We start from the raw sequence: 22,443 nt of genomic DNA, 5'->3' as shown, positions 1-22,443 counted from the left end.
ATTTAGATAGAAAACAGCTGTATAAATTCAGGAAATTTATACAGCTTAAATAAATATTATTTACTTGCACAATTCCCAGAACGCCCGATCTCTCATCCATACTAGCTGCTCAGATCCAATCTTCACAATACTATAATGTTTCTGCAGCGATTTAATACGATTCATAATATTTTCTTCCTCAACTTTGTTTTGTGCGCTAAATACCATGCGAATTTCTTTCGCAGACATCTCAGAAACATTGTGAACGATCCATGTCAGAATATAATTAGCATAATCATTATCTGAAGTTGAGAAGTGACTCAAGAATTGCGTAGACAAAATGGTCCCTACTCCATACTCTCTACCTTCTTTTAGAATCTTCTTAATTGAAGTAAAGTTTTTGCTTAGGAAATTATCCGCCTCATCCACAAGGATCATTCTAGTAATCTCACGATATGTTCCTTCAATAGCGCTATGCCCTTGCATTTGCATTTGATTGTAAAATACATCTAATGTAATCGATACTACAAGATTCTGAATACTTTCATTAAAGCCAGAAAGGTTGATTACCGTTATTCCATCAATCATTTCGAATAAAGGGATTGTTTGACTAGCATCAGGTTCAAAGACCTCGGTATCACTTAATTCTTTAAGCGCAGCATAGAGACTATCAATTTTGACATCATCACGACTCGCATACAAATTGTAAACATCATTTAGAGTTGGTGCAGGCTTCTCCCAAGTTGATGAATCTGCCTTGTGAATACCCTTATTAGAGTATGCCTCCATAATCAAGTCTTTTAAAGTAATCGATTGAACTTGCCCTAAATTGTATGCTCTTGCAATTGTATCCGTTAGTGAGTTACTTGTATGCATTGGTAATAGGGGCCTAATTGGTTGAGTAATGTACAAAGACAATGGATTATACGGCAGATGATACAGATCATAGACCTTAGCATTTGTAGCATCTACAAACTCAGGCTTGATATAGTCGCCTTTATAATCAAAAATCAATATACTAATAGGAGTGCTATGCACATTATCTCTACTATTTCGGCTTAATTGGGTAATTAAGGACTTTGTAAATTGCGTTTTTCCTGTTCCCATTGTCCCAATAATTCCCGTATTCGTATGCATCACTTTATCCGTTGTCGTCGGAAGCCACTTAACTTCTTGCCCATTTTGCGCATTATGTCCAAACAAAATTTCCAAAGGTTTTGTCGGGGCTTGTTCTTTGACTAGACGTTCAACTTTTGTAACAGCAACTTCGTCATACCCCTCCTCTTGGTAGGACTTTTTTTCTTCCTCGACTAAAGGAAGAGGAGTATCCCCTTCCTCTTCAGACTTGCCATACGAACGCTCTTGCTTATACAAATTTGAAAGCAACTGGTCCGCAGGTAAATCTCCTTCATTACTCTGTACATGACCTTTTATGTCTTCTACAGATTTAATAATCAAGTCAAAACCACTCTTCTCTGGATAATCAAATACTAGAACGCTATCGGTTTTCTTAATATTCGTAAACACGATATCTTTTTTAAACGAAATAACTGCCCCTTGGCCTATATATTCTTCTAAGGAGTTACTAATTAAATAATCATCATTTACTAACTTTTCCCGAAAAAAACTATCAGTTATTTTATCCCAAGACTGCTCAGACCATATAGAGTAAAGCTTCATTTTCTCAGCACTAGCAATGGCTAATTGAATAAAGAAGTTCCGATACAGCTTGGATTTAAAGTTGTTTTCGGTTAAGAAATTCATCAACAGGCTTTTGGTTTCTTTAACTTGTAAGATGGCCTTTTCATATACGCCTGTAGGATTGTTTCCAATTTTAACTTCAATCGGATAGAAATGAACTTTCAGTTGATTTTCTTTTTCTTCAATACCAATCATTAATAAATCATCACTGTAGGAGCCAAATCGGCCAAGATTTCTTGCTGAGAATAGGCCTTCTGCTTGCTTCAATCCTGTTCCGCCCGAGATCCTCAAAATTTCCTCCATGGAAATCGGTATCCAAATAATTTTCTCATGAAATAAAGAAGCTAAAGCCAACTTAACCGCAGATAAGATGCTGATTTTTTCTCTCGGAAATTGATTTTTTTGTGCTAGTAAGCGCAGTAGCCAATTACCATTAATTGCATTAAAGAAATTAATGATGCGCGGTAAATCTTCTTTTTTGCAAGTTATATTCTGGTACGCTAGAAACTCTTCAATGAGTCGTTCATATTGTTTGGAACGTCTCGTGACGGTAATGGCGTCAAAACCGCTAGACGAAGTATATTGATCGCTATAATGGATCACTAGTAAATCCTTTTGGGTATCATTATTTTTAAAGAAGCTCAAGTCTACTTTAGGTTCAACGAAGGTAACCCAGTGCGATGAATCATACACTGCATCTAGTTTTTGTTTATGGTCTGCAGAAATTGCAGTGACAATATTCATATTATCTTGGTAATTATCCAATGTACGGGCAACCCGTAGTAATGAATTCAGTTTAGGAACAATTGATAGCAGTGGAAGATCAGATTTTGGATAGTATTTCGTACCAAATCCGGTTTTGTAGTCTTCATTGATAAAGATTGAAGGCACACCCGAAACAAGACCAAAAAGTGAGACTCCCGTAATCATTTCAGATGAATTGCTCGTAGCTACTTGCTCGATCTTGCTCATCTGATAAAAAGAAATATGGCAGTACTCGTATGCATTAGATTCAATATCTTGCGAATAAAACTTAACTTGATTCCGGAATATGTTTAAAACTTCTTCAGGATGATAGCCATCTAACTCTAATTTCAAATTAAAAATTGCTGCGATTTCCTCGGCATCTGAATACTGGGACATTTCCTCAAATACATTATCAATCCCTTTGTCAGCATAAATATGAAGTTCGATGGGCAACAAATCTGTCTTTTCTACATTGCCTTTTAGTTGTTTCTTGTAGTATTCGAATAGGCCATGAAGAATCTCTCTGCAATCGCCCATATTAATAGTATTGATTTTCAATGGAGCTCTATAGTCTAATTCAAATAAATAGGAGAAGTGTTCTGTAAACTCTTCGATTTTCTCCTGGACCAATTTACTAATAAATAACTTAGATGATTCCAACCTTGGAAGGTTTTGGTCAACATAAGACGTCCACTCAAATGAATCATTTTGCTCGATCGCTTTGTACAACGTTGAATTAAAAGTAACATAGGGTAGTAAATTCGTTGGTTTGAGCGAGCGAAGCAACTCATCATTGATTACCTCTGCACCAAGTAACTCATTTAATTGTAATTGATACGCTAGGTTTAAAGGATGTAATGGTGTAAACAACCATTCAGGGTCCTTCAATCCTTTACGAATCGTTCCAATTAAAGCAAGATCTCGTTGAGTTTGGTCTAACGACTGCCCATTTGTAAGCTTGCTTAATTCCTCTAAATAAATGTTTACATATTTCTTTGCTAATTCAGTGTATTCCTCATCATAAAAGGCCAAACTTGGTAGTAATTGGTTTGCCCTGAAGAATCTAAGGAGATCTGTGTAGGCTTCCTTAATTGGTTCAGAAATTGTAATCCCTTCAGGTAATATATCTCCTGATTCTTCAATAAAATACAAATGATTGGATTCAATCATTTTCAGTTCACGTTCTAAGTTTCTTTTGAATTCCCCTTGCGCATATGTTTCACGCGTTCCTTGAATGATTTTCATTTTTTCGTTTTCAATGCGGTACACAAAATGCTCTTGCTTTTCGCGTTTTAATTTCCAAATCGAGAAGCCGCCAATAGGTATTGGACGTTCCACCACATCTTGAACAGCAAACGGAATGTTTGTATCTGGTAATTGAACGTGGAAGAAAAGCAAGTCTTCTTCATTCGAATTGTCCATGCTTTTTAGAATCACCAATTCATTTTCGTCCGTCATTTCAAATTGGTTTTCCTGTACGTTGTCGCCTAATTGAACCTTTTTAACTTCTAGGCCACCTTTATTTATTATCCATTGTTCATCATCAGAATTAATCAAAATGCATGAGCCTTTAGACTTCGATAAATTTATGGTGTAAGAGGTTTGAATGGAATGGAGCAATTTTTCTGATGTTTCCACTACAGCTATTCTAAACTCATACGCAGGGGAAACCTCAGTTTTATACTTAACTCCATAGAAACTTGTCTCGCCGGGTTCATGATTCAGTTTAACTTTTATTTTTTTGCCCGATTGCTCCGCCTCTATTTTATGTTTGAATACACAATCAATGTAATCATTTTTTATGAAGTCATTGAAGGGTAATTCAAGGGTAATAGTTCGAAGTTGATCCGGATTAAACACGATAATATTTCTTTTCCTCTGCTTACTTTTGGTTTCACCATCGGCTTTTTCCCAATAAGACATACCTTCGAGGGTAACTTTCTTATTCGGCTCGATATACTCTAATCCTTTGCCCTCGAGTTTTTTCTGATTAGAACGTCTTACAACTCCAAAATCAACATTTTGCCAATCCACATCATTTAGTATCTTTACTCCATGATCGTCAAAGTGTCGCTCTAACCCGATATCAACTGGACCATACTGATGGATCATATCAACATCGGAAAAAAGAACCTGGTTATCTTTTAATCGTTCATTAATTTTTTTTTCGGACATAGGAGTGTTAAATAGTTCCGAATCATAAAATAAACCGAACTTCTTATAGTCCGTAGCTTCGAGCTTCTCCTCATTCAAAGCAGTGAGTATATGTTCATAATCAAACAAAGTAATTTGTTCATGGAGCCCTTTTTGATCTTTATTCGATCTCATAGAAAATTTTAGAATTAACTTTTCTACGTTTGATAGACGAGAATTGTCCATCATTTCTTGCAAGTTTGATTCAATAGATTGAATATGAAATGGCATTCCTTCCTTCGAAAAAGAAGTCATCCCTTGAACTAAGCTATCCAAGTTCGAGTTATGGATAAGCAACATGGCCTTATCTTTAAAAATTGCTTCGTCTGTCCCCACTTTATTTCGAAGCGTAGTTAAAAAGTCAGGTGTTATTTCTTTAATATTTGAGGCAATCAATACCTTAGCTGTAGGACAAACAATACAGAAAGATTGGTAATCACCATCTTCTGTATCCATATAAAACGTTTCGATGTTATCAAGTTTACTAACTTGATTAACGAGGTCATGAACTTGCTCTGTACGTTCAAATTGTATATGGTACTTTTCTCCCGGCTTAATATTTATACGATTAAAAAAGTCGTGGATTCGTCCCGCTAGATAATCATAAAAATGCTTTGACATATATGGCATCCCCGCTATCACTTTTTTTCTCTAAAAGATTTAGTTTCTCAAAATATTCAATGATTGCAGTTTGAGTATCCCTATCAAAAATAATGCCTCTAACCTCAAATTCTTCAAAAAGCTTTTTCAATCGTATTTTGGGTTCATCTTTAATCATTATTTTGGTTAAGAATAATAAATAGTCCGTGTCTAAAATTAGCATCTTACCTGATCTACCCCGCGATTTCAGAAAACTTCTCTGGCAGAAATGAACAAACCAATGTTTATATTCGTTATATGGCTTAGATCGACTGGTTTGATTGAATTGATGATCAATCATTTGTAATAATAAATACAGCTTATTCAACGCTGAAATTTGATAAGGCTGTTTAAAGCTGCCCAAAAGGTCCCATTTACTATCCCCTGACAACTTTTTCTTGTATTCATCAATTAAAGTGTCAACATCCTGCTCAAGTATTTTTTGTTCATCTTCACTCATAACGCCGACCCGATCTGCAATCTCTCGATATGTCAGAAACTCATTGATTGAGTCAGACGGTAGATTTAACATTTTCAATAAATTCACATGAGAAAACAATCGATTTACTGACCTTTCTAGACTCCGCCAACCAAATTCATAACTGACTCGTGTTTTTGATAGCTTCTCTTCTTCTTCGAAAGTAAAATATACAGGTTTAATTCCTTTTTCAAAATGGTTAAACATCATCTCATTGCGCAAAGCAAGTTGTGTAACGTAAAAGAAATAGTAATAAGAGATCAACTTCTCGACCTGCAATGTAAATAATTCACTTTTAGTTGCCAGCCATCTGAAATCCTTTACAAATAAATCTGAAATGCCGGGTATCATATCCGTATAACTTTTTGCAGTTTTAGGAGCTACCTCAAGTTCAGGAAGTGATTTGAAAAGCAAGTCACTCATCAGATCAATGGATTCTCCTGGAATAGACTCAACTGTCCAGGACTCTTCTTGTTTCCATAAAACATCGTAAAGGAATGAGGCCAGCTTTTTATTTTCACTCTCAACGGTATTTATATAGTACAAGGTTTGTGGATGAAATAAATATAGCTGTCCATGGTCATCTAAGAACAATGTTTTGACCATTTGTTTAAATTCGCTTCGTTGGCTCACATTTTCGAAATCGATTTTATTTAAGACGGTACTTATTAAATCATCAGTATCCACGACTTCAGGCGACTTTTTTTGGCCCACTAGTCGTATAAATTCACCAACGACTTCTCTAAAATTGTACTGGGTGTCTTTAAATTTTGTGTTATAAGGTAAAATTTCGATTCCCATTTTGGGATTATGTCTTAGTGAAGAATCGAATTTAAACTTTTCTCGAATAAGATCAAGATTTATAGAGTAGCTCATTGTCTTCTACATCTCCATGAATGAATATTGGTCGAACGTTTCGTCATACTTTAATCGGTAACGGGTTGTTTTTCCAAACTGTTTACTTTCAAAAACGATTTCTTCCTTGTTGTTTCCGAATTCGCTAAGCATTTCAATGAATTCTACAAATTTAATAAATTGAAACTTATCTTTCTTATTTGGCCGATAACCTTTGTTGATCCGAACAAGGAATGAGTAAAGCGTATAATCAATATCGATTGCTGCAATATCGTTGGAATTTTTGGTTTTAAACTGTAGATGCATCATTGTTAAAAATTTTAATAATATTTCGTTAGGTAAGGAGAGGGTTCGGACCACATATGGCTCAATCTCGAGCTTTTGCAAAGCGTAATACTGAGTTTGCGGTTGCCCAATTTGAACATAGATCAAGTCTCCGTTGCCTTCACCGTTCCATTTATAAATGGCCTCTCTAACATCATCACGATACAGCTTAGCAAGTTTACTCCATTCGCGTTTGTTCCAATAGTACAGATATTTCATAAATTGCTGGTATGTCGAATCCGTAAAAGAGCTGTGCTCTGTCTTTGGAATCAAATAGTATAGGTAAACAAATAATTTAATGAGCGATTTTCTATAGATTTGCTGTTCTTTGCCTTCTGGATTTCTCCATGGCGAATTATTCAAGAATGATTTTGCAAAATAGGGCAGCCTGTTAATATCTATATACTTTGAAAATAAATACGCCCCGTCCTTACGGGATTTAAATTCAATGAAATATTGGTCCATTTTCTCCGTTCGAATCCGTGTTGGATTAATTTGATGGATCGCTTGATGAATCGATGAGGCATCCTTTTTTTCGAATAATTGAAAAGGCAATAACGATGAGGTATAATCTCTAAAATCTAGTTCCTGTATAAACTTCTTAATTAGCAAGTGATCCATATTCTCCATAGATGCTGGGACTAATATGTTATAAATAAAATCCAATAGTCCTCGAGTAGAAATGATCAACTTTTCCTTTATCATAGCCTGAATGAGTAAATCTATTATTTTATCTTGTACATCTTCATGTTGAAATAATTCATAATTTTGAATTACCGGGTTTCTTAGGGCTATGTCACGATCATTCTCATAATCATAAAGATAAGCCCGATAAAATGGGTTATCCTCCGTTTTCTGCGTAATTTTTTGAAATAGACCTTTAATATAATCTGATTTCGGTCCTTGCTCGGTCAATTGATACAAATGGTAATCACTGAAGTTGACATACTTGAAAACACGATCATCTGCTGTAGCTTCTTCAGCAATGACCGATTCAAGAATACGCTTTTTGTGTACAAAATCTCTTAATCGTGAAAAAGCGCTGCCATGTTCCGAGTCAATAAAATTGTTTAACGCTCCTAAATTAATGGCCAACACAATACTTTTGGTCCCGCCATATTGGAGGCCTTCATCTGAAAAAGGTTCTAAAACAGCAGCCAAGGTTTCAATGGATGTTTTCCGAGGTGAAAAACTTTCCGTAGCATCATTATGCAAATAAAATGCATCTGAATCATTTAAAAATGGATACTTATCCTTTAAATAGGATAGGATATGTGACTTACCATCGCCAACTCCACCACAGACTAAAATTAACTGCGCACTCTGAGAAGTGAAGGCATCGTTAATATACTTCTCTAACTCAAGCTCTACAGGGCGCTGTACATGCATATATTTTTTAAATGAACTAAATTGCTCCAGATTTTCAACAGCTTCCATTGAAGATTGTTTGCATCGTTTCAATACATCAATAAAATATTCTCTATTCGTGGCTTCCATGTGATTCCTCCACATAGTTTCTAATAGTAAGGGAAATTAAGTAAACAGTTATTATAACTCAATAGTTCAAATGTCCTGGTATATCCACTTTCGACAAAATACTATTAGAAACCTCTTGTCATTTGTAATTTATTTTAAGCAGTTCGAATTATCCCTGTCTTCCCTTCTTATTTTAAACCTCACTCCTACCCCATGACATCCTTAAGCTTAAGCTCTACCACTAGCTTCTCAGCTGTCGAAAACTGAAATTTAACTATGTAACCGTCCGCTTCCGACTACATCTCAAACCTCTTGACTTTGTCTTCGTATTTTTATTCAACATGAAATACCCTTATTCTGGAATAAAAAAGACACCTGCATCCGCAAGTGTCTTCCCCATTTTATACAGCCCCTAAACCTGTCTATGCGCCGCCTGCACCATCCCTTGAATGGACTGACCCTCTTCATACTCATAATATTGCGACGGAACGGACGCATACATTTCTGCTTCCATAGGTACATTCGACTGCTGATAAGCCTCGTCCACATACATAATCCTACGTTGAACTTGCATAAGGCCATTTACGACGCGCAGCGCGATCCAGAAGAGGACAAGGCCTACGCCTACGTAAAGCAGATATTGCTGGTTATAAGTCCAATCGATATGGAAATAACTGAACAAGCTATTTTCTAAGATATCGAGCTTCATTTCATTCATCAATATGATATGCACGGCCGGAAGAGCAATGAATCCTAATCCCAGTGCAAGCACGGTTACCATAATAGCAAAAAATACAATGCCCGTTACGAATCTCGAGAATACGAGCAGCAGATTTCGTATGAATAGCCCGCCATCGAAAGCTTTAACCATCCGCATAAACCAGTTCTGCCCGGCTTCCGTCTGTTGTTTGGAAATGTGTGAAACAGATGGAGCAGGTAAACCTAAAATATGCCGAATCATGCTTTGTTCAAAAGTCACAATCCCATTCAACAGCTTGGCTACTCCAAAGAATAGCGGGATTCCGATAAATATCGGAATTAAACCGATGGATAAGGTAAGTCCCGTAAGTGCTACCGTAAAATAAATAATCCCTAACGGGAGAGAGATCAATAAATAGAGAATCGTGGCATAGGTTTTGGGATTAAAAAGCACCCAATTTACCTTTCCTGCCCGCGACGCCGCAGTCGCTTCTGTTGCCTTCATTTTCAAACACTCCTTTTGGCTTCATAAGTCACGTTCTGAGTTATAAACCCATTATATCTGCCTTATTTGCCTGACATAACCGTCTTAAGGGGTGTCTGAACCTAGACTTTAGGCTAGGGAATTCACCCGCCGCCCGATATGTTTTACTTATAAGTTCTCGCTTTAATCATAAATCTACGAATAGCTTCGTTCACCGATGATTTTTGCTCCAGGATAAGGCAGTGCCCTGCTCCATTAATCAACACGACCTCTGAATCAGGCAACGTTTCTCTGACACATTTCAACACGTTCTCTGCATCGTAAATTTTCTCTTCATCTCCGACCAGAAAGAGTACCGGTGCCGAAATCCCGCTCCAAGCTTCTTTCTCAATGACACGAGGGACAACCGGAAGCTGCGAGCGACCATGCGTATAGGCTGATATGACCATGTCCATCACTTGCGGAGGAAGAGAGTACCCCTTCTTACAAAACCAATCCCACGCTCTCCGAATTCGATCAGGCTTGGGCCACAGCATGGCTGGGTAGACTTTTATGAGAAATTTCAGAAAGGGGACTGGCAAAAATGTCGCCACTGGAGCAATCAGAATTAACCGCTCGATTCGTTCCGGTCTGCTTGTAGCATAATTCGAACAAAACCAACCCCCCATCGAGTGGCCGATGAATGTCGTCTTAGCAAGCCCAAGCGCGTCTAGAACTTGATCCATCCAGTGAACAGCATCTTCCAGGGTGCTAATACGTTTAGCAACCCTGCTTTTGCCAAAATCCCCCGGCGTATCGATACAATAGACTCGAAAGTCCCTCAGTGCTTCAATAGTCGGGTACCACATCGATGAATTACTCGTCATCCCATGAAACATCAGGACGGTCTCCCCGTCTTCGGGTCCACTAACGATCACATGGCAAACCCCAAATTCGGTTTGGATCTCCATCGTTTCATACGGACTTGGCCAATATTCCATCAATTTATCATATGTATTCATAAACAGCCCGGCCCCTGCTACGCTTTTAAATACGGACAAATCATTCCGTCTCGTACTCGTCATACATTACCCTCCAGCCCGGAGGGCATAAGTATGGAGTGGCAAACCGTTAATAACAACTCAAATTGCTGGGACAATTCTATATTTTCAAAACCATTAATAATACTCTCAATATAAAGTCCTTCAAGTAACGAAATGAGCCAATGAACGAAAACATCCAGAGGCTGAGCAGGATGAAAGTCCCCTCTCTGAACTCCATTATTGATAAAGTCAAAAAGAGCTCCGTACACGGACTGGGACCGTTCTTCAATTAGCTTGCGACGATGATCTTCTCTGCGACCCACGATAAAATATTCATACAGGCAGGGGGCTAACCCGGTATTCGCCTCTCTAACCCGTTTTTCTTGTCCCTTAATGAACTGCACAAATGTGTTCCACGCACTGCTCTGTTCTTCTAATACAAAATCCAGCGCCATGTTCTCATACTCCCGGCGAAGCAGATCAAGAAAAACATCCTCCTTACCGGAATAATATAAGTACACACCTCCGAAGCTTCTACTAGAGCTGATCACAATATCGCTCATAGAAGTGGCTTCATATCCCTTTTCTATAAAAACATGTCGTGCTGAATTCAAAATGTCCATTCGGATAGCTTCTTTTTGTTGTTGTGTAATTTTAGGCATGAAGATGTCCTTCCCTCCAAAAAATAAACGAGAGTATTCTCTTTTATTATAAAGAGAGCACTCTCGTTTTACAATGATTTATAACTGAGTGATTAGGGAATTACCAACCCATTACTTCCTTAACCTCCGCCACCAGCTTCTCCGCAGCCTTCCGATGAGTCACTTCCGAGGGGTGGAAATTAACGACATAACCGTCCGCTTCAGACTGCATATCAAACCGCATGGCCGAGATTTTCGTATCGCCCGTTTCTTTCATATAGTCCTTAGCCGCTTGTTCAACAAAAGGATACAGTCTGTCTCTCATAATCCCAAGTGTACAGAGGATGGTGGCTTCCGGGTTATTGGATCTGATCATTTTCAGGAATTCTACGTACTGCTTCACGTAATCGGCCTGTTTCTCGGGGTCATCCTCAGTGTAGGAATCATCATTTGTCCCCAGATTCACGACGATCAGATCAGGTACAAATTTATTGAAATCCCAGCTAAGAGATTGAGGCACCAGGGTGCCGTCAAATTTCCCTTCGGATTTGCCTACCTTTTCGTAGTAATCCGGAACGAGATGGGTGAGGAGCTTTTCGCCGTTTTCCGTGTACCCTGAAATAATGCCGTAACCACTGAACGAAACCATGCTGTAATCGGCCTGAAGCTGCTCAGCTGCCAGATAAGCGTAGGTCTTCGTGACGTCTTCCGTCGCCGTGGTGAAAGTACCGGACACATTGTCATCGTCCACCCCATATCCGCAAGTAATGGAATCGCCGATAAATTCAATTTTGTGTTCGTTTGCCGGAGTGGGCTTAATCCCCTCTTTGGCATCAACCACGATCTCCTGAATCCCCACCGTCGACATGGCCGCTTCCGATAGTTTAATGACTCTAATGGTCACGTGTTGATCCGTATCGCTTTCGAATGCAGTATACTTTTTCACGGGTTGCTTCACCATGTCATCAATAACCCGGTTTCCGTTTACATAGATGCCGATTCGTGCCTCATTATTTCCGCTGGTCGCAATAGGATCGCCTTTTATGGTGATTTCCGCTTTTTTACCGTAAAAAGAAAACTCCACTCCGCCGCCCGACAAAGCCAGCCAAAGGACATCGTTGTGCCCGTAGGTTCTTCCAATGATTTTTACATGGTTCTCGGTTGCTCTGAAAACTTGCGCTGCTTCTGACATATTCGGACCTTCCTCTCAGCTCTTTACCAGTAACTTCTGCCAATATTAATTTGTTATAATCATAACACTACCTAAACTTATTATAATATGAAGGATTGTTGTTATGGATTATAAAAACTATGAGAGGTTAAAAGAAGGTCCCTATCAGAGCGTCGGAATTTTGGAAGGTGTGTACGTTTTTGAAATCCTGACCGGAATAGCAGATACCCCGGAATATTACCGGATCACGAAGGAAGAATTCGACACCTATGAACAGTGGAAAACCGAGTGGATCACGGATCTGAATACGCTATATACCATCGTAAATAGAAAATGCATATGCAGCGGGTACAACCGGACTAATTTCACGCCGCGCAATTACCACTTTGATGTGGCCGCATGCACAACATGCGGGCATGAGACAGTCAGCCTAGTCGGAAATATCCCGCTGGGGAATTCATATGAAGTAAAATGTTCGCAGTGTGGGAACACATTTACAAAATTAAAGGAATAACTTTTCGAATGCTACGTGCTACTGATCCCCTAATCGATTCACCAATTTAACGGACAGGTATACGCTGGCCATGCCCAGAAGACTAATGATCGCATAAACAATGTCCAGATTCAGCGTAACCCTAAGCATACTGAGAATCGTAGGGAGCTGCATAAGAACAATGGCACAGATGACCGTGGGGATGACCAGTCTTTTCCAAAGCCCGAACCAGAATAGCGGGATCAAGCTGGCCAGTGCGATAACCATGGAATGAGTAACCGCCCGGATCGCATAAGTCATAAAATCCGCCAACGTGGGCTCACCGTTAATGACACCCATCATCTGATCGAGCACGTAGGTAGTAATCCCTGACAGAACAAAGGATACCAGCGTGCAGAAGAAGACCGCCACGGCAATGAACATCGCCTTCGCCTGAACCAACTTTTTCCGGCTGATCGGATACCCGAAGGAAAGGGCGATCGTCTTGTTCTTATACTCTTCTATGAATACATGATTGATCAGAGAGGCCCCGAACAATAGGAATCCCATTTGAATCGGCAGCATGAGGTGAATTGCATCGGAATAACTCCGTCCGAACGCAATCATGGGATCGTCGGCAAATACAACGGTAAGAAAAAAGGTCGGCATAAACATGATAATTATCCAATAAATAAGCACTTCCCCGATCACTTTATTTCGTTCTAATTTCCTCCACTCCAGCTCCATCAGCTTAACCAACTTTATCCCCTCCTTGGAATTGATTATAGAAATAATCCTCCAGCGTGCTTGAATGCTTCTGAATCCCCTGGATTTCAATCTCATGGGAGATCAACACTTTAGAAATCTCTCCGATAGATGCTCCTGCATCATAGATTCGTATTTTCTCGCCCTGAACTATTTTTATATTGGTCATATGAAGCTCATGCTCCAGCAGGTAGGCTGTTTTCTGCACATGGGACGTCGCAAGTTCAATATAATCGCTCCGCTGCTGACGGATATCCGAGATTGCCACCTCATCAACCAGCTTGCCTGATTGAACGACGCCGATTCTGCCCGCCACCTGTTCAATTTCGCCTAATATGTGGCTGGAGAGGAGGAAGGTGATGCCGTACTCCTTGTTCAGTGACCGAATTAAATCTCTCATGTCTTTAATGCCGATCGGATCCAGGCCATTCGTTGGTTCATCCAGCACAATCAGTTCCGGCTTCGTAATCGCAGCCCGCACAATCCCTAGCCGCTGCTTCATACCGAGTGAAAATTCCTTCACCTTCTTATTTTCGTTTCCTTGCAATTGGACCATCTCCAGAGTTTGGAGAATCGCCTGTTTATCGTAAAACCCCAGGTATTCACAATGAATCTGCAGGTTCTCCATTGCCGTTAGGTGCTCGAAGAAGATGGGATATTCAATAATACTGCCCATGCGTTTCAAGCCTTCCTTGGTATCTTCCGTAAGCTTCTTGCCAAACAGCATGATCTCTCCGGAAGTCGGGATGATGAGCCCGGTGAGCATTTTCATAATCGTCGTTTTCCCGGCGCCGTTGGAGCCGAGCAGCCCGTAGATATCGCCTTGTTTTACATGAAGATTAACACCGGATATGATTGTCTTTCCGTTTATTCTCTTAGTGAGATCATACGTTTGAAGGATGTTATTCATTTTGCCGAACCTCCCGTATTTTTCATATCGTCTTCATTTGTTACTCTTATAATAATTTAAAAATTGCGTTTTTTTCTTTCTCATTCCTTACATGTTTCTTTCGGCGATAAAAAAAGAGACGTTCAGCAGAACATCTCTTCGCAGTAAGGTTCATAATTTCATTTGTTTAAACTTGCAGGTGAAGGTCGTTTTCTCAAAAGGGGAACTATTGAGGGTAATCGTCCCCTTCATCCCTTCCGTTAAGCGTTTGGAAATGCTTAGCCCCAGACCGCTTCCCTGAAATTGCGGATTCCGCGCATCATCCAGGGTGTAGAGCCTTTCGAATACGCGGTCCTGGTTCGCCTCGGCAATCCCTTTACCGCGATCCCACACATCTACCGCAACGAATTCTCCTTCTTCCCGAAGGGTCAAACCAAACACGCCGCCATCGCTTCCATACCGGATCGAATTGGAGATTAAATTACTGAGTATTCGATGCATCGCCTGCTCATTGCCGAAAATATAGATGGGCTGTTCCGGAATCTCAATCTCTACCCGAAGCCCCTTAGAGGAAAGCAGGTCATAAAATTCAAGCACGATTTGCCGGCAAATCTCGTTGAGCGATATTTTGCTTAAAGGGATTTCATAATCTTCCGACTCGATTTTTACCAGGTCAAAAAATTGATTCAGCAAACCGACCAGACTATTTACTTTATGGTTCAGCCGCATAACAACATACTTCTGTTCCTCTTGGGTCATCGGCTGCTCTTGATTCAGTTTTTCCGCATATCCCAGAATGACCGTCAAAGGAGTCTTTAAATCATGAGACATGTTGGATATCATCTTCTTCATGCTCTCTTGAGTTTTCGCATAATCCGCAATCACCTTCTGCTTATGGAACAATAGACGGTTGATTTGAATGAGTAGCTGTTGAATCTTGAGCTGATCGGTTTGGATGAGCACCTTCTCGTCCGTTTCATCCTGGATGATCTCGGTTATTTTGTCCGCAATTTCATCTATATTCTGGTTTAATTTTCTTCTGGAGTAAGATAACCAAACTATCGTCACGGCCATAACGCCAATGATCAGGCACAAAAGAACAATCATGACCTAATCCCCCAGTTTATATCCGATACCCCAAATGGTCCGAATATATTGAGGGCTTGAAGGATCCTCTTCTATTTTTTCTCGGAGTCTCCGAATATGTACATTGATGGCATTTTCATTTCCTAAATAATCATCTTCCCAAATCAATTGATAGATTTGCTCTTTGGTGAACACCCTCGACGGATAGGACAGAAACAGTTTCAAGATTTGAAACTCCTTGGAAGTGAGCTGTATGACCTGCCCCCTGACCTGTACGGAGAACAAATGCAAATCAAGAATCAGATCTTTAAACTGAATGGTTCGGGGGTCTTCTTGATGGCTATTATCTGTTTGGATATATTGAGTGGCTCTGCGAATCGCAGCCTGCACTCTAGCGGTTAATACCGCCATGGAGAAAGGTTTGTTCAAATAATCATCCGCGCCAAAGCCAAGACCCATCACCTTGTCGAGGTCACTGTCTTTTGCAGATATGATCAAGACCGGAACCACGCTAGTTTCGCGTATCCGTTTTAGCAGCTCCATTCCATTCAACTTAGGGAGCATTAAATCAAGCAATATAAGATCAAACTTCTCTCTTTGAAAAAGAGCGCTGGCTTCATCACCGTCGAATGCCGTACATACGATGTAGTTCTCCTGTGTCAGATGGCTTTCGATTAACTGGCTAATTTCCCGGTCATCCTCTACGAGCAGAATGCGGTTCGGCATGCGTTATGTTCCCCCTTTCAGATCTTACCGTTTTCTCTTCATTACTTTCCGGTTCGACTGATTTCATTGTATCGGAATAAGGGGTGTACTGTCTAAGTTCAAATAGCGAAAAAGGGGTCTCCTATCGTCATCTATTCATGACTTTTGAGACACCCTTTTCTGTGTAATGGAGGCGAGGGGGGTTGCACCCCTGTCCGAAGGCAACGCTACCCACGTTTCTACGTATGTTAATAGTATTTAAGACTTTGTCTGATTAGGACTTGTATTAGCCAGAATCGGCAGTACTTTCTCACCCTTCTCCATGAGGGAATTGCATTGGCCACAGATCGGCTGAATCGAAAAAACGAAGTTGTTCCTCATCCATCCGTTGCACTCTTTATTGGTGCAAGACCATATCATTGTCATTTCCTCTGGAAGATCAATCATCTGTCTTTTCCGTGAATAATACAAACAGCATCCCTCTTTCTCTTCTGGAATAATGAGTAAAAAAAAGGCCCCAAAACGATGTTTGGGACCTTTTAACAGCAATCTTATAGTTTAACAACATTCTCGGCCTGCGGGCCACGATTGCCTTGTACTACATTAAATTCAACGCGTTGACCTTCGTCCAACGATTTGAAGCCTTCGCTAACAATGGCGCTGAAGTGCACGAATACGTCGCCTCCGCCTTCAACCTCGATAAAACCAAAGCCTTTGTCTGCATTAAACCACTTTACTGTTCCTTGTTCCATGATCAATTACCTCCATATTTTCATTATTACATGATCTTCAAATCCCAAAAAAAAATCACATATTGTACAAGGTTACATAATCAAAATCATAACCCTCTACAATATGTGATCTCAGGTCGAAATTCCAATAAACTAAATATAACACAACTGGATCTGATTTACAACTTCTTTTTTTATTTCCCCCACGGTCATTCCGGTACCCTTTATTTCGTCGCGTCCACGATGAACTTAGTAATTTCCTCCACCGCTACCCGTTGCTGCTCTTCCCGAGTTATAGTTGCTTCGCCATCGTCCTTCTGAGCGCCGTAATTACCGAATTGGGCGTGATTGCCGCCTTCGATGACATATGGATTCAAAGAAGCGGACAACTTGGATTTATTCAACACCTTATCTTCGCTTCCATAGATCGCAAGCGTCGGCAGGTCGCTATCCTTCACCGGGTAGGCGCCTAGCAGCACAAGCCCCTCAATTCGGTCCTGATTCTTCACCGCATAGCTGCTCGCCATTGCGCCGCCCAAAGAATGGCCGCCCATTACCCAATGTTTGATTTCAGGGAATTGAGCATAAACCTTGTCAGCTGCGTTGATATCAAATACGGCCAGGTTAAACGGCATATGAACCAGGACGCCGGTGATTCCCTGCTGAGAAAGTTGTTGCAGCAAAACTGAGTAGGCCTTATCCTCTACTTTCCCGCCCGGATAGAAGATAAACCCGACGCCCTTGTCCTGCTCGGCACTTGGATGAAAGATCCACATATCGTCCTTCTTTTCAATCTGAGGCTCCGCCTCTGTACTCGACAGTACAGCAACCGCATTGTCATCGGCCCGATAGTAATCCAGGGTATAGATGTACCCTGCACACAGCAATACTAAAACGGTTACTATACTTAATAAGGTGATTTTTAATCTTTTTTTCGCTTTTGGCTTCAATGTTGTGTCCTCCTGTTTCTTCTGCACCCTGATCTGCTTCGTCATGAAAAGATGACTTTTTGAACAACCTCTTATAGCGAAAAGTCGGTAACGCCCTTTTTAGCTGCATATTTCAGGGTGTATGCTGCATCCGTACCATAAGGCATGGTAGCAATTTTGATGCGGGTATGGTCCAGCCGGCTCTCTTTTAGAACTCTTTTTACCAAGCTTATGCTCCGCTCTTCGCCCGAAACGACGCAAAAGATATTAAGATGATATTTCATCGGGTCGGACAGGGATTTCCCCATGTCAAAGCCGTCAACATGGCCTAAGTCGGCATCTGCCAGAGCGATCTCCAGGTATTCCATGACTTTATCCTTTAACCAGCCGTCGCGTTGAGTACCTTTTGCGCTTTTCAAGGGATACTGTACCACTAACCAGAATTGTTCGCTCATGTGATCACCAGCCCATTTTAATTTAATTCCCGGATTAACCAAATCGCCGCCTTTAAGCAGCTTTAAAACTACCTAATATTTGCTATATTATTATAAATGGAGGAGATTCGGTGGGACAACCAAACGCAATGACTAAGCTAAAAAGTTACGCCAAGAAAACAAAGCAAAATTTATTCGTACTTTACTTATCCTACAAAGATAACCGGGTCCCCTGGTATGCAAAAGCGGTTGCTATTTGCGTAGTAGCTTATGCTTTTAGTCCGATTGATTTAATTCCCGATTTCATTCCGATTTTGGGTTATCTGGATGACGTCATTCTCGTCCCGCTCGGGATCACCTTAGCTTTGAAACTAATACCACCTTATATTATTGAGGAAAATAGAGCAAAGGCCGAAGAGATGAAGCGAAACGGGAAGCCAAAAAATTGGGTGTTTGCAATCATAATCGTGCTGGTTTGGATATTGTTGGCTTTATGGGTCGGCAAGTTAGTATATGGATTACTGAATAGATAAGCTGATCGGATCACTGATAGTTTCAGTCCATTGTAAGCTAAAAAAGAGCCCTTTCCAAGCGGTTGCCGACCGCGCAGAAAGGGCTCAATCTATTTATAATCCTACATCTCAATCTCCACAATCGCTTTGCCGTTCTCCCGCAGCTTATCGAATTCGGCCCGGGAAATGCGCAGTCCGCCCGTACGATACGGGTTGGAAATCCGCTCGGCTTCCACTTTGTGTCCGTTTATGGTTACGGACTCTACGACGCTGCCCTTAACCCGGTAAATGAAGGTGACCGGGCCACCGTAATCAAACTCGAAGCGGGTACCGTCCAGCTCATCCGGCAGCACGGGATCGATCAGCAAGTCTCCGCCGTCCACCCGGATGCCGAGCACATTGGAAATCAACTGGTTCATGTAGATTCCGGGACCGCTGGAGTAAATGCGCCAGCCGCCTTTCACCTGAGCCGAGCCGTCGCGCAGGTCTTCAAAACGCTGCTGCGCCTCATACCGTGTATTAAACTTGCCGTCGGAGCTGCTGAAATACGTATTGCTTTGACGCAATTCCGCATTCGGCACGACATCCCGGATGCCGATCGGATTAATGGCGGCCAGATCATGCCAGATCTGCTCCCGCCGTCCGGTCTTCGCCATCGCTTCGATATAGCGGATGTGCGCATGCACGTACTGCAGCCCGATTTCGCGGCCGAAGTTTGCCGCCTGCTCCGCGCGCTTAAAGTGCACATTGACCCCGCCGACATATTGCGCCGGACGGTCCATCAGGCGTACACCGTCAGGGAACAGCAGCTTGTCCTGGATCAGCCGGTAATGGCTCTCCGCCTGTTCCGGGGACAACAATTCGCTGATCATGCTCTGAATCATCGGCAGCAGCCGGTACTTGATGCCGGTCTCCCGGTCTTCCGGGTGCAGCATCAGCTTCACGTCGTTCGGATCCTCGAAATAGAGGAAGCCCGGAATGACGCCCTTTTCCAGCATGTAATGGTTATAGTCGCGTTTGATGCCTTCGACAATCTGCTTCAGATCTTCCGACCAGGCAGGATCCACCTGGCTTAACGCCTTCGACAACACATCTGCGGCTTGATACGTCAGGGCCACGGTCCAACTGCTGACCATAAACTGCTTTAATTGGGCATTGGCCGGTTGAAGCGTATCGTCCCAGTCGCCGTCGCCGTAAGAAGAAAGATAAGTGTCATGAAGGAAATGCTCTTTGATGTAACTCAGTTCTTTAAGCACATGCTCGCGTACCGAGGCGGTCTCCTTCGTAAAGTTAAAGCCATGTTTGCTCGTATAAGGGATCTGTTCATCGAGAATTGAAAAGTCGCGGGTCGCCGTCAAATAATCGCCGAGCACTTTGAGCGGCCAGACAATAATGTCCCCATGGCTTTCCTCTTGCTGGATTTGCGTATATTTATCGAACATGAACCACTGCGGCCAGTTGCCGTCCTCGGCATATTGATGGGCATAGACCGTCAGCAAAATATCCCGTACTTGCCCGTACTGATGAGTCGCCGAAAAATATTCCACCGGCCCCTGGCAGACGTCCCGCGTCCCCCAGGCCGCGCCGCCGTATTGCTCCAAACCGTGCGGCACGGAGTAGTGAACGAGCATATTGTGGGTGTACCACCAGGCCAGCGCGTTCACCTTAAAGAACTCGCCCTCGTTCCCGCCGTCTTTAGTCAATTTAAAGCCGCTCATAACATCGGCGTAAAAATCTCTATAGCGCTCGATCTCAGCTTCGGCGGAGCGGTGATTGGCCGGCAGCTCGCCGCCGTTCAGCAGCCCTTGGTGCGTCAAAGTCCATTCCGCGCTCGCATCCAGCTCCATCGCGATCAGCGAAGCGCAGCCTGGAGCGGCGCCTTCGGCCAAGACCGACTCGTCGCGCAAAGAGTACGTTGCCCCGTCCAGTACCATCCGGTAAGTAAGCTGCGGATATACCTGCGCACTGATGCAGGAAGCGTCGGCCCGGAACGTAAGGGCTCCGCCCTCGCCGTCCTGTTCCATCACATACGGAATTTCATATTCGGCCACGTTCATCGTGATTTGATTCGTCACCAGGAAGCGGTACTTAACCCCGTTTGCGGAACGCACCTGCAACCGGACCTCCGGCGTGTCGACCGTGGTGAAGTTAGTGACGATCAGCGTGTCGGCAGGCATTTTATAATACCAGCGAACGTAGTTGAACCCGATCTCGAATAAGGAAGGCAACGTGAGCAAGCGGTATTTGCCATCCAGCTCTACGTAGATCCGCTGCCCGGAAGTTTTCGGCACATTGAGCGCATTGCGGGCGTTGGACATCATCTTGTTGAGGTTCGTATTGCCCACGACCAGCTGCGAATTGAAAATACCGTACATATAAGAGGTGGTCGTAATGACCTCGGCACCGAACCGCACATTATCTCCGCTCATTAGGATATGGCCATGCGGGCGTTCAACCAGCAGTTCTTTTTCCTTCAGAACGATATGTTCATAGCTATCCGTGAAAAAAGACAGCAGTTGCTCGCCGGCATATTCCACCTGCTGACGCCGCGGGAACCATTGGTCCAGCTCTTCCATAGTCACCGGCAAAGTTTGCAACGGTTCTCCGAGCTGCGGCGAAAGAGTTACCGCCGCACCGTTCCCGTCGCGATCACTTTCCTGCTCCAGATCGGCCGAAGCCGACTCCGCCTCTTCCCATGCCTGACGGATCACGTCATCGTATTCCAGCTCCGTAATCGCGGAAGGATGATCCCCGCGGAACAAACCGTAAAATACAAAGCGCGCTTTGCCACTTAACTCCGTCTTGCGGGATTGCAGCGCCGTATAGGCGAACTCGTACTGGTAAACCTCGTTTGCCAGCTTGTCCTTGGACAACGCCTCAGGCCGGTTGCTTTCCTTATAGGACAAGCCGAAAAACTGGAACCCGTCCGTGGAATAACCTTCGGCCTTGGTCAGCGAGCCTTGCTGCAAGTACGGGAACTTGCCTCCCTGCGGCTGGTTTTGCCGGGAACATACGACGAAGCCTTTGTCCGCATCCTCGAACACGGTATGGTCAATGTACTGCGACAAATAAGCTTCATTGCTGCGTACGGCGCCCGGATCGGCAAGGCCGACATCCTGTCCGTACACGATATCGGCGGTTACGCCGCTTCCTTCAAGCTGCACATCCCAGAACCACACGCCTTGGGCGGTCAGCGTGAACACGACCCGATACCCGATTGGCTTCTTCCCTTCGCCCGGCGCTATTTCGCCTTCCCACACCAGCCGGTCACCAGCTTGACGGAATCGGCTGCCCGAATGAATGCCCAGCAGCGGGTAAGCCTGAATTCCTTCCGCCGTGTGCAGCCGGGCGTAAAGATTGCCCAGTGAACCGTCAATCGGATTGCTTAGAAGCTGATTAATCATCGTGGAGCCGCCGGTTGCTTCATACAAATCGCCGTTCTTATGAAAAGTGAATTCTAGCTCGCCTTGTTGAATCGACAGTTTGGTATCTGTTGACATCGCCATTCTCT

The 22,443-nt window shown here is 42.6% G+C and carries 18 protein-coding genes; 2 read left to right on the top strand and 16 right to left on the bottom strand.

Going from position 1 to position 22,443, the window contains the following annotated elements; genetic code table 11:
• Positions 1–60: 60 nt before the first annotated feature.
• The 7 genes from dptH to KJS57_RS07920 form a co-directional block, all read right to left on the bottom strand.
• A complete protein-coding gene (gene dptH, locus KJS57_RS07950; RefSeq protein ID WP_213654330.1) occupies positions 61–5,241 on the bottom strand; it encodes a DNA phosphorothioation-dependent restriction protein DptH in 5,181 nt (1,726 codons plus the stop codon).
• Positions 5,222–6,613 (bottom strand): DNA phosphorothioation-dependent restriction protein DptG, encoded by a 1,392-nt coding sequence (gene dptG, locus KJS57_RS07945; RefSeq protein ID WP_213654329.1) that lies wholly within the window; start codon positions 6,611–6,613, stop codon positions 5,222–5,224. Before dptG ends, dptH begins: the two co-directional genes overlap by 20 nt.
• Before the next feature lie 6 nt (positions 6,614–6,619).
• Positions 6,620–8,413: a DNA phosphorothioation-dependent restriction protein DptF gene (dptF, locus tag KJS57_RS07940; RefSeq protein WP_213654328.1), complete on the bottom strand. Its 1,794-nt coding sequence runs from the start codon at positions 8,411–8,413 to the stop codon at positions 6,620–6,622.
• A 391-nt stretch (positions 8,414–8,804) separates the two neighbouring features.
• Positions 8,805–9,596: a sensor domain-containing protein gene (locus tag KJS57_RS07935; protein ID WP_213654327.1), complete on the bottom strand. Its 792-nt coding sequence runs from the start codon at positions 9,594–9,596 to the stop codon at positions 8,805–8,807.
• Positions 9,597–9,739: 143 nt separating this feature from the next.
• Positions 9,740–10,639 carry an alpha/beta fold hydrolase gene (locus KJS57_RS07930; RefSeq protein ID WP_213654326.1) on the bottom strand — a complete coding sequence of 300 codons (900 nt, stop codon included), beginning with the start codon at positions 10,637–10,639 and terminating at the stop codon, positions 9,740–9,742.
• Positions 10,636–11,259, bottom strand: coding sequence for a TetR/AcrR family transcriptional regulator (locus KJS57_RS07925; protein ID WP_213654325.1), 624 nt, complete (start codon positions 11,257–11,259; stop codon positions 10,636–10,638). Before KJS57_RS07925 ends, KJS57_RS07930 begins: the two co-directional genes overlap by 4 nt.
• A 100-nt stretch (positions 11,260–11,359) precedes the next feature.
• On the bottom strand, positions 11,360–12,430 hold the full coding sequence (locus KJS57_RS07920; RefSeq protein ID WP_213654324.1) for an SGNH/GDSL hydrolase family protein: 1,071 nt from the start codon (positions 12,428–12,430) through the stop codon (positions 11,360–11,362).
• Positions 12,431–12,533: 103 nt separating this feature from the next.
• On the opposite strand from KJS57_RS07920, the gene KJS57_RS07915 reads away from it, so the two are divergent.
• The gene (locus KJS57_RS07915; protein WP_213654323.1) at positions 12,534–12,923 is read left to right on the top strand and encodes a hypothetical protein; all 390 of its coding nucleotides are present in this window, start codon (positions 12,534–12,536) and stop codon (positions 12,921–12,923) included.
• An 18-nt stretch (positions 12,924–12,941) separates the two neighbouring features.
• On the opposite strand, the gene KJS57_RS07910 is transcribed toward KJS57_RS07915, so the two are convergent.
• The 8 genes from KJS57_RS07910 to KJS57_RS07875 all read right to left on the bottom strand — a co-directional run bounded on the left by KJS57_RS07910 (position 12,942) and on the right by KJS57_RS07875 (position 18,441).
• The gene (locus KJS57_RS07910; RefSeq protein ID WP_213654322.1) at positions 12,942–13,640 is read right to left on the bottom strand and encodes an ABC transporter permease; all 699 of its coding nucleotides are present in this window, start codon (positions 13,638–13,640) and stop codon (positions 12,942–12,944) included.
• Positions 13,633–14,556 carry an ATP-binding cassette domain-containing protein gene (locus KJS57_RS07905; protein WP_213654321.1) on the bottom strand — a complete coding sequence of 308 codons (924 nt, stop codon included), beginning with the start codon at positions 14,554–14,556 and terminating at the stop codon, positions 13,633–13,635. The genes KJS57_RS07910 and KJS57_RS07905 overlap by 8 nt, the downstream gene beginning before the upstream one ends.
• Positions 14,557–14,706: 150 nt before the next feature.
• Positions 14,707–15,642, bottom strand: a complete 936-nt coding sequence (locus KJS57_RS07900) for a sensor histidine kinase (RefSeq protein WP_213654320.1) — start codon at positions 15,640–15,642, stop codon at positions 14,707–14,709.
• 3 nt (positions 15,643–15,645) lie between these two features.
• Complete coding sequence (locus tag KJS57_RS07895) at positions 15,646–16,347, bottom strand: response regulator transcription factor (protein ID WP_280520369.1); 702 nt, start codon at positions 16,345–16,347, stop codon at positions 15,646–15,648.
• Between the two features lie 237 nt (positions 16,348–16,584).
• Positions 16,585–16,797, bottom strand: a complete 213-nt coding sequence (locus tag KJS57_RS07890) for a cold-shock protein (RefSeq protein ID WP_211022548.1) — start codon at positions 16,795–16,797, stop codon at positions 16,585–16,587.
• A gap of 80 nt (positions 16,798–16,877) precedes the next feature.
• On the bottom strand, positions 16,878–17,078 hold the full coding sequence (locus KJS57_RS07885) for a cold-shock protein (RefSeq protein ID WP_114497440.1): 201 nt from the start codon (positions 17,076–17,078) through the stop codon (positions 16,878–16,880).
• A gap of 203 nt (positions 17,079–17,281) precedes the next feature.
• Entirely contained in the window at positions 17,282–18,007 is a 726-nt protein-coding gene (locus tag KJS57_RS07880; RefSeq protein WP_213654319.1) for an alpha/beta fold hydrolase, read from the bottom strand.
• Between the two features lie 71 nt (positions 18,008–18,078).
• On the bottom strand, positions 18,079–18,441 hold the full coding sequence (locus tag KJS57_RS07875) for a hypothetical protein (RefSeq protein ID WP_213654318.1): 363 nt from the start codon (positions 18,439–18,441) through the stop codon (positions 18,079–18,081).
• 128 nt (positions 18,442–18,569) lie between these two features.
• On the opposite strand from KJS57_RS07875, the gene KJS57_RS07870 reads away from it, so the two are divergent.
• A complete protein-coding gene (locus tag KJS57_RS07870) occupies positions 18,570–18,953 on the top strand; it encodes a YkvA family protein (RefSeq protein WP_213654518.1) in 384 nt (127 codons plus the stop codon).
• A 101-nt stretch (positions 18,954–19,054) separates the two neighbouring features.
• Here KJS57_RS07870 and KJS57_RS07865 read toward each other — a convergent pair whose 3' ends face one another.
• Complete coding sequence (locus KJS57_RS07865) at positions 19,055–22,438, bottom strand: GH36-type glycosyl hydrolase domain-containing protein (protein ID WP_213654317.1); 3,384 nt, start codon at positions 22,436–22,438, stop codon at positions 19,055–19,057.
• Between the last annotated feature and the right edge of the window lie 5 nt (positions 22,439–22,443).

The organism is Paenibacillus vini (assembly GCF_018403325.1).
Classification (GTDB): domain Bacteria; phylum Bacillota; class Bacilli; order Paenibacillales; family Paenibacillaceae; genus Fontibacillus; species Fontibacillus vini.
This window is presented reverse-complemented; position numbering and strand designations above follow the sequence as displayed.

Excerpts from the sequence above, each read along its gene's own strand:
- KJS57_RS07900 (WP_213654320.1), bottom strand. The coding sequence starts at position 15,642 with ATGATTGTTCTTTTGTGCCTGATCATTGGCGTTATGGCCGTGACGATA.
- KJS57_RS07885 (WP_114497440.1), bottom strand. The coding sequence starts at position 17,078 with ATGGAACAAGGAACAGTAAAGTGGTTTAATGCAGACAAAGGCTTTGGT.
- KJS57_RS07905 (WP_213654321.1), bottom strand. The coding sequence starts at position 14,556 with ATGAATAACATCCTTCAAACGTATGATCTCACTAAGAGAATAAACGGA.
- KJS57_RS07935 (WP_213654327.1), bottom strand. The coding sequence starts at position 9,596 with ATGAAGGCAACAGAAGCGACTGCGGCGTCGCGGGCAGGAAAGGTAAAT.
- KJS57_RS07870 (WP_213654518.1), top strand. The coding sequence starts at position 18,570 with ATGACTAAGCTAAAAAGTTACGCCAAGAAAACAAAGCAAAATTTATTC.
- dptF (WP_213654328.1), bottom strand. The coding sequence starts at position 8,413 with ATGGAAGCCACGAATAGAGAATATTTTATTGATGTATTGAAACGATGC.
- dptG (WP_213654329.1), bottom strand. The coding sequence starts at position 6,613 with ATGAGCTACTCTATAAATCTTGATCTTATTCGAGAAAAGTTTAAATTC.
- KJS57_RS07895 (WP_280520369.1), bottom strand. The coding sequence starts at position 16,347 with ATGCCGAACCGCATTCTGCTCGTAGAGGATGACCGGGAAATTAGCCAG.
- KJS57_RS07930 (WP_213654326.1), bottom strand. The coding sequence starts at position 10,639 with ATGACGAGTACGAGACGGAATGATTTGTCCGTATTTAAAAGCGTAGCA.
- KJS57_RS07920 (WP_213654324.1), bottom strand. The coding sequence starts at position 12,430 with ATGTCAGAAGCAGCGCAAGTTTTCAGAGCAACCGAGAACCATGTAAAA.
- KJS57_RS07865 (WP_213654317.1), bottom strand. The coding sequence starts at position 22,438 with ATGGCGATGTCAACAGATACCAAACTGTCGATTCAACAAGGCGAGCTA.
- KJS57_RS07915 (WP_213654323.1), top strand. The coding sequence starts at position 12,534 with ATGGATTATAAAAACTATGAGAGGTTAAAAGAAGGTCCCTATCAGAGC.
- KJS57_RS07875 (WP_213654318.1), bottom strand. The coding sequence starts at position 18,441 with ATGAGCGAACAATTCTGGTTAGTGGTACAGTATCCCTTGAAAAGCGCA.
- KJS57_RS07925 (WP_213654325.1), bottom strand. The coding sequence starts at position 11,259 with ATGCCTAAAATTACACAACAACAAAAAGAAGCTATCCGAATGGACATT.
- dptH (WP_213654330.1), bottom strand. The coding sequence starts at position 5,241 with ATGTCAAAGCATTTTTATGATTATCTAGCGGGACGAATCCACGACTTT.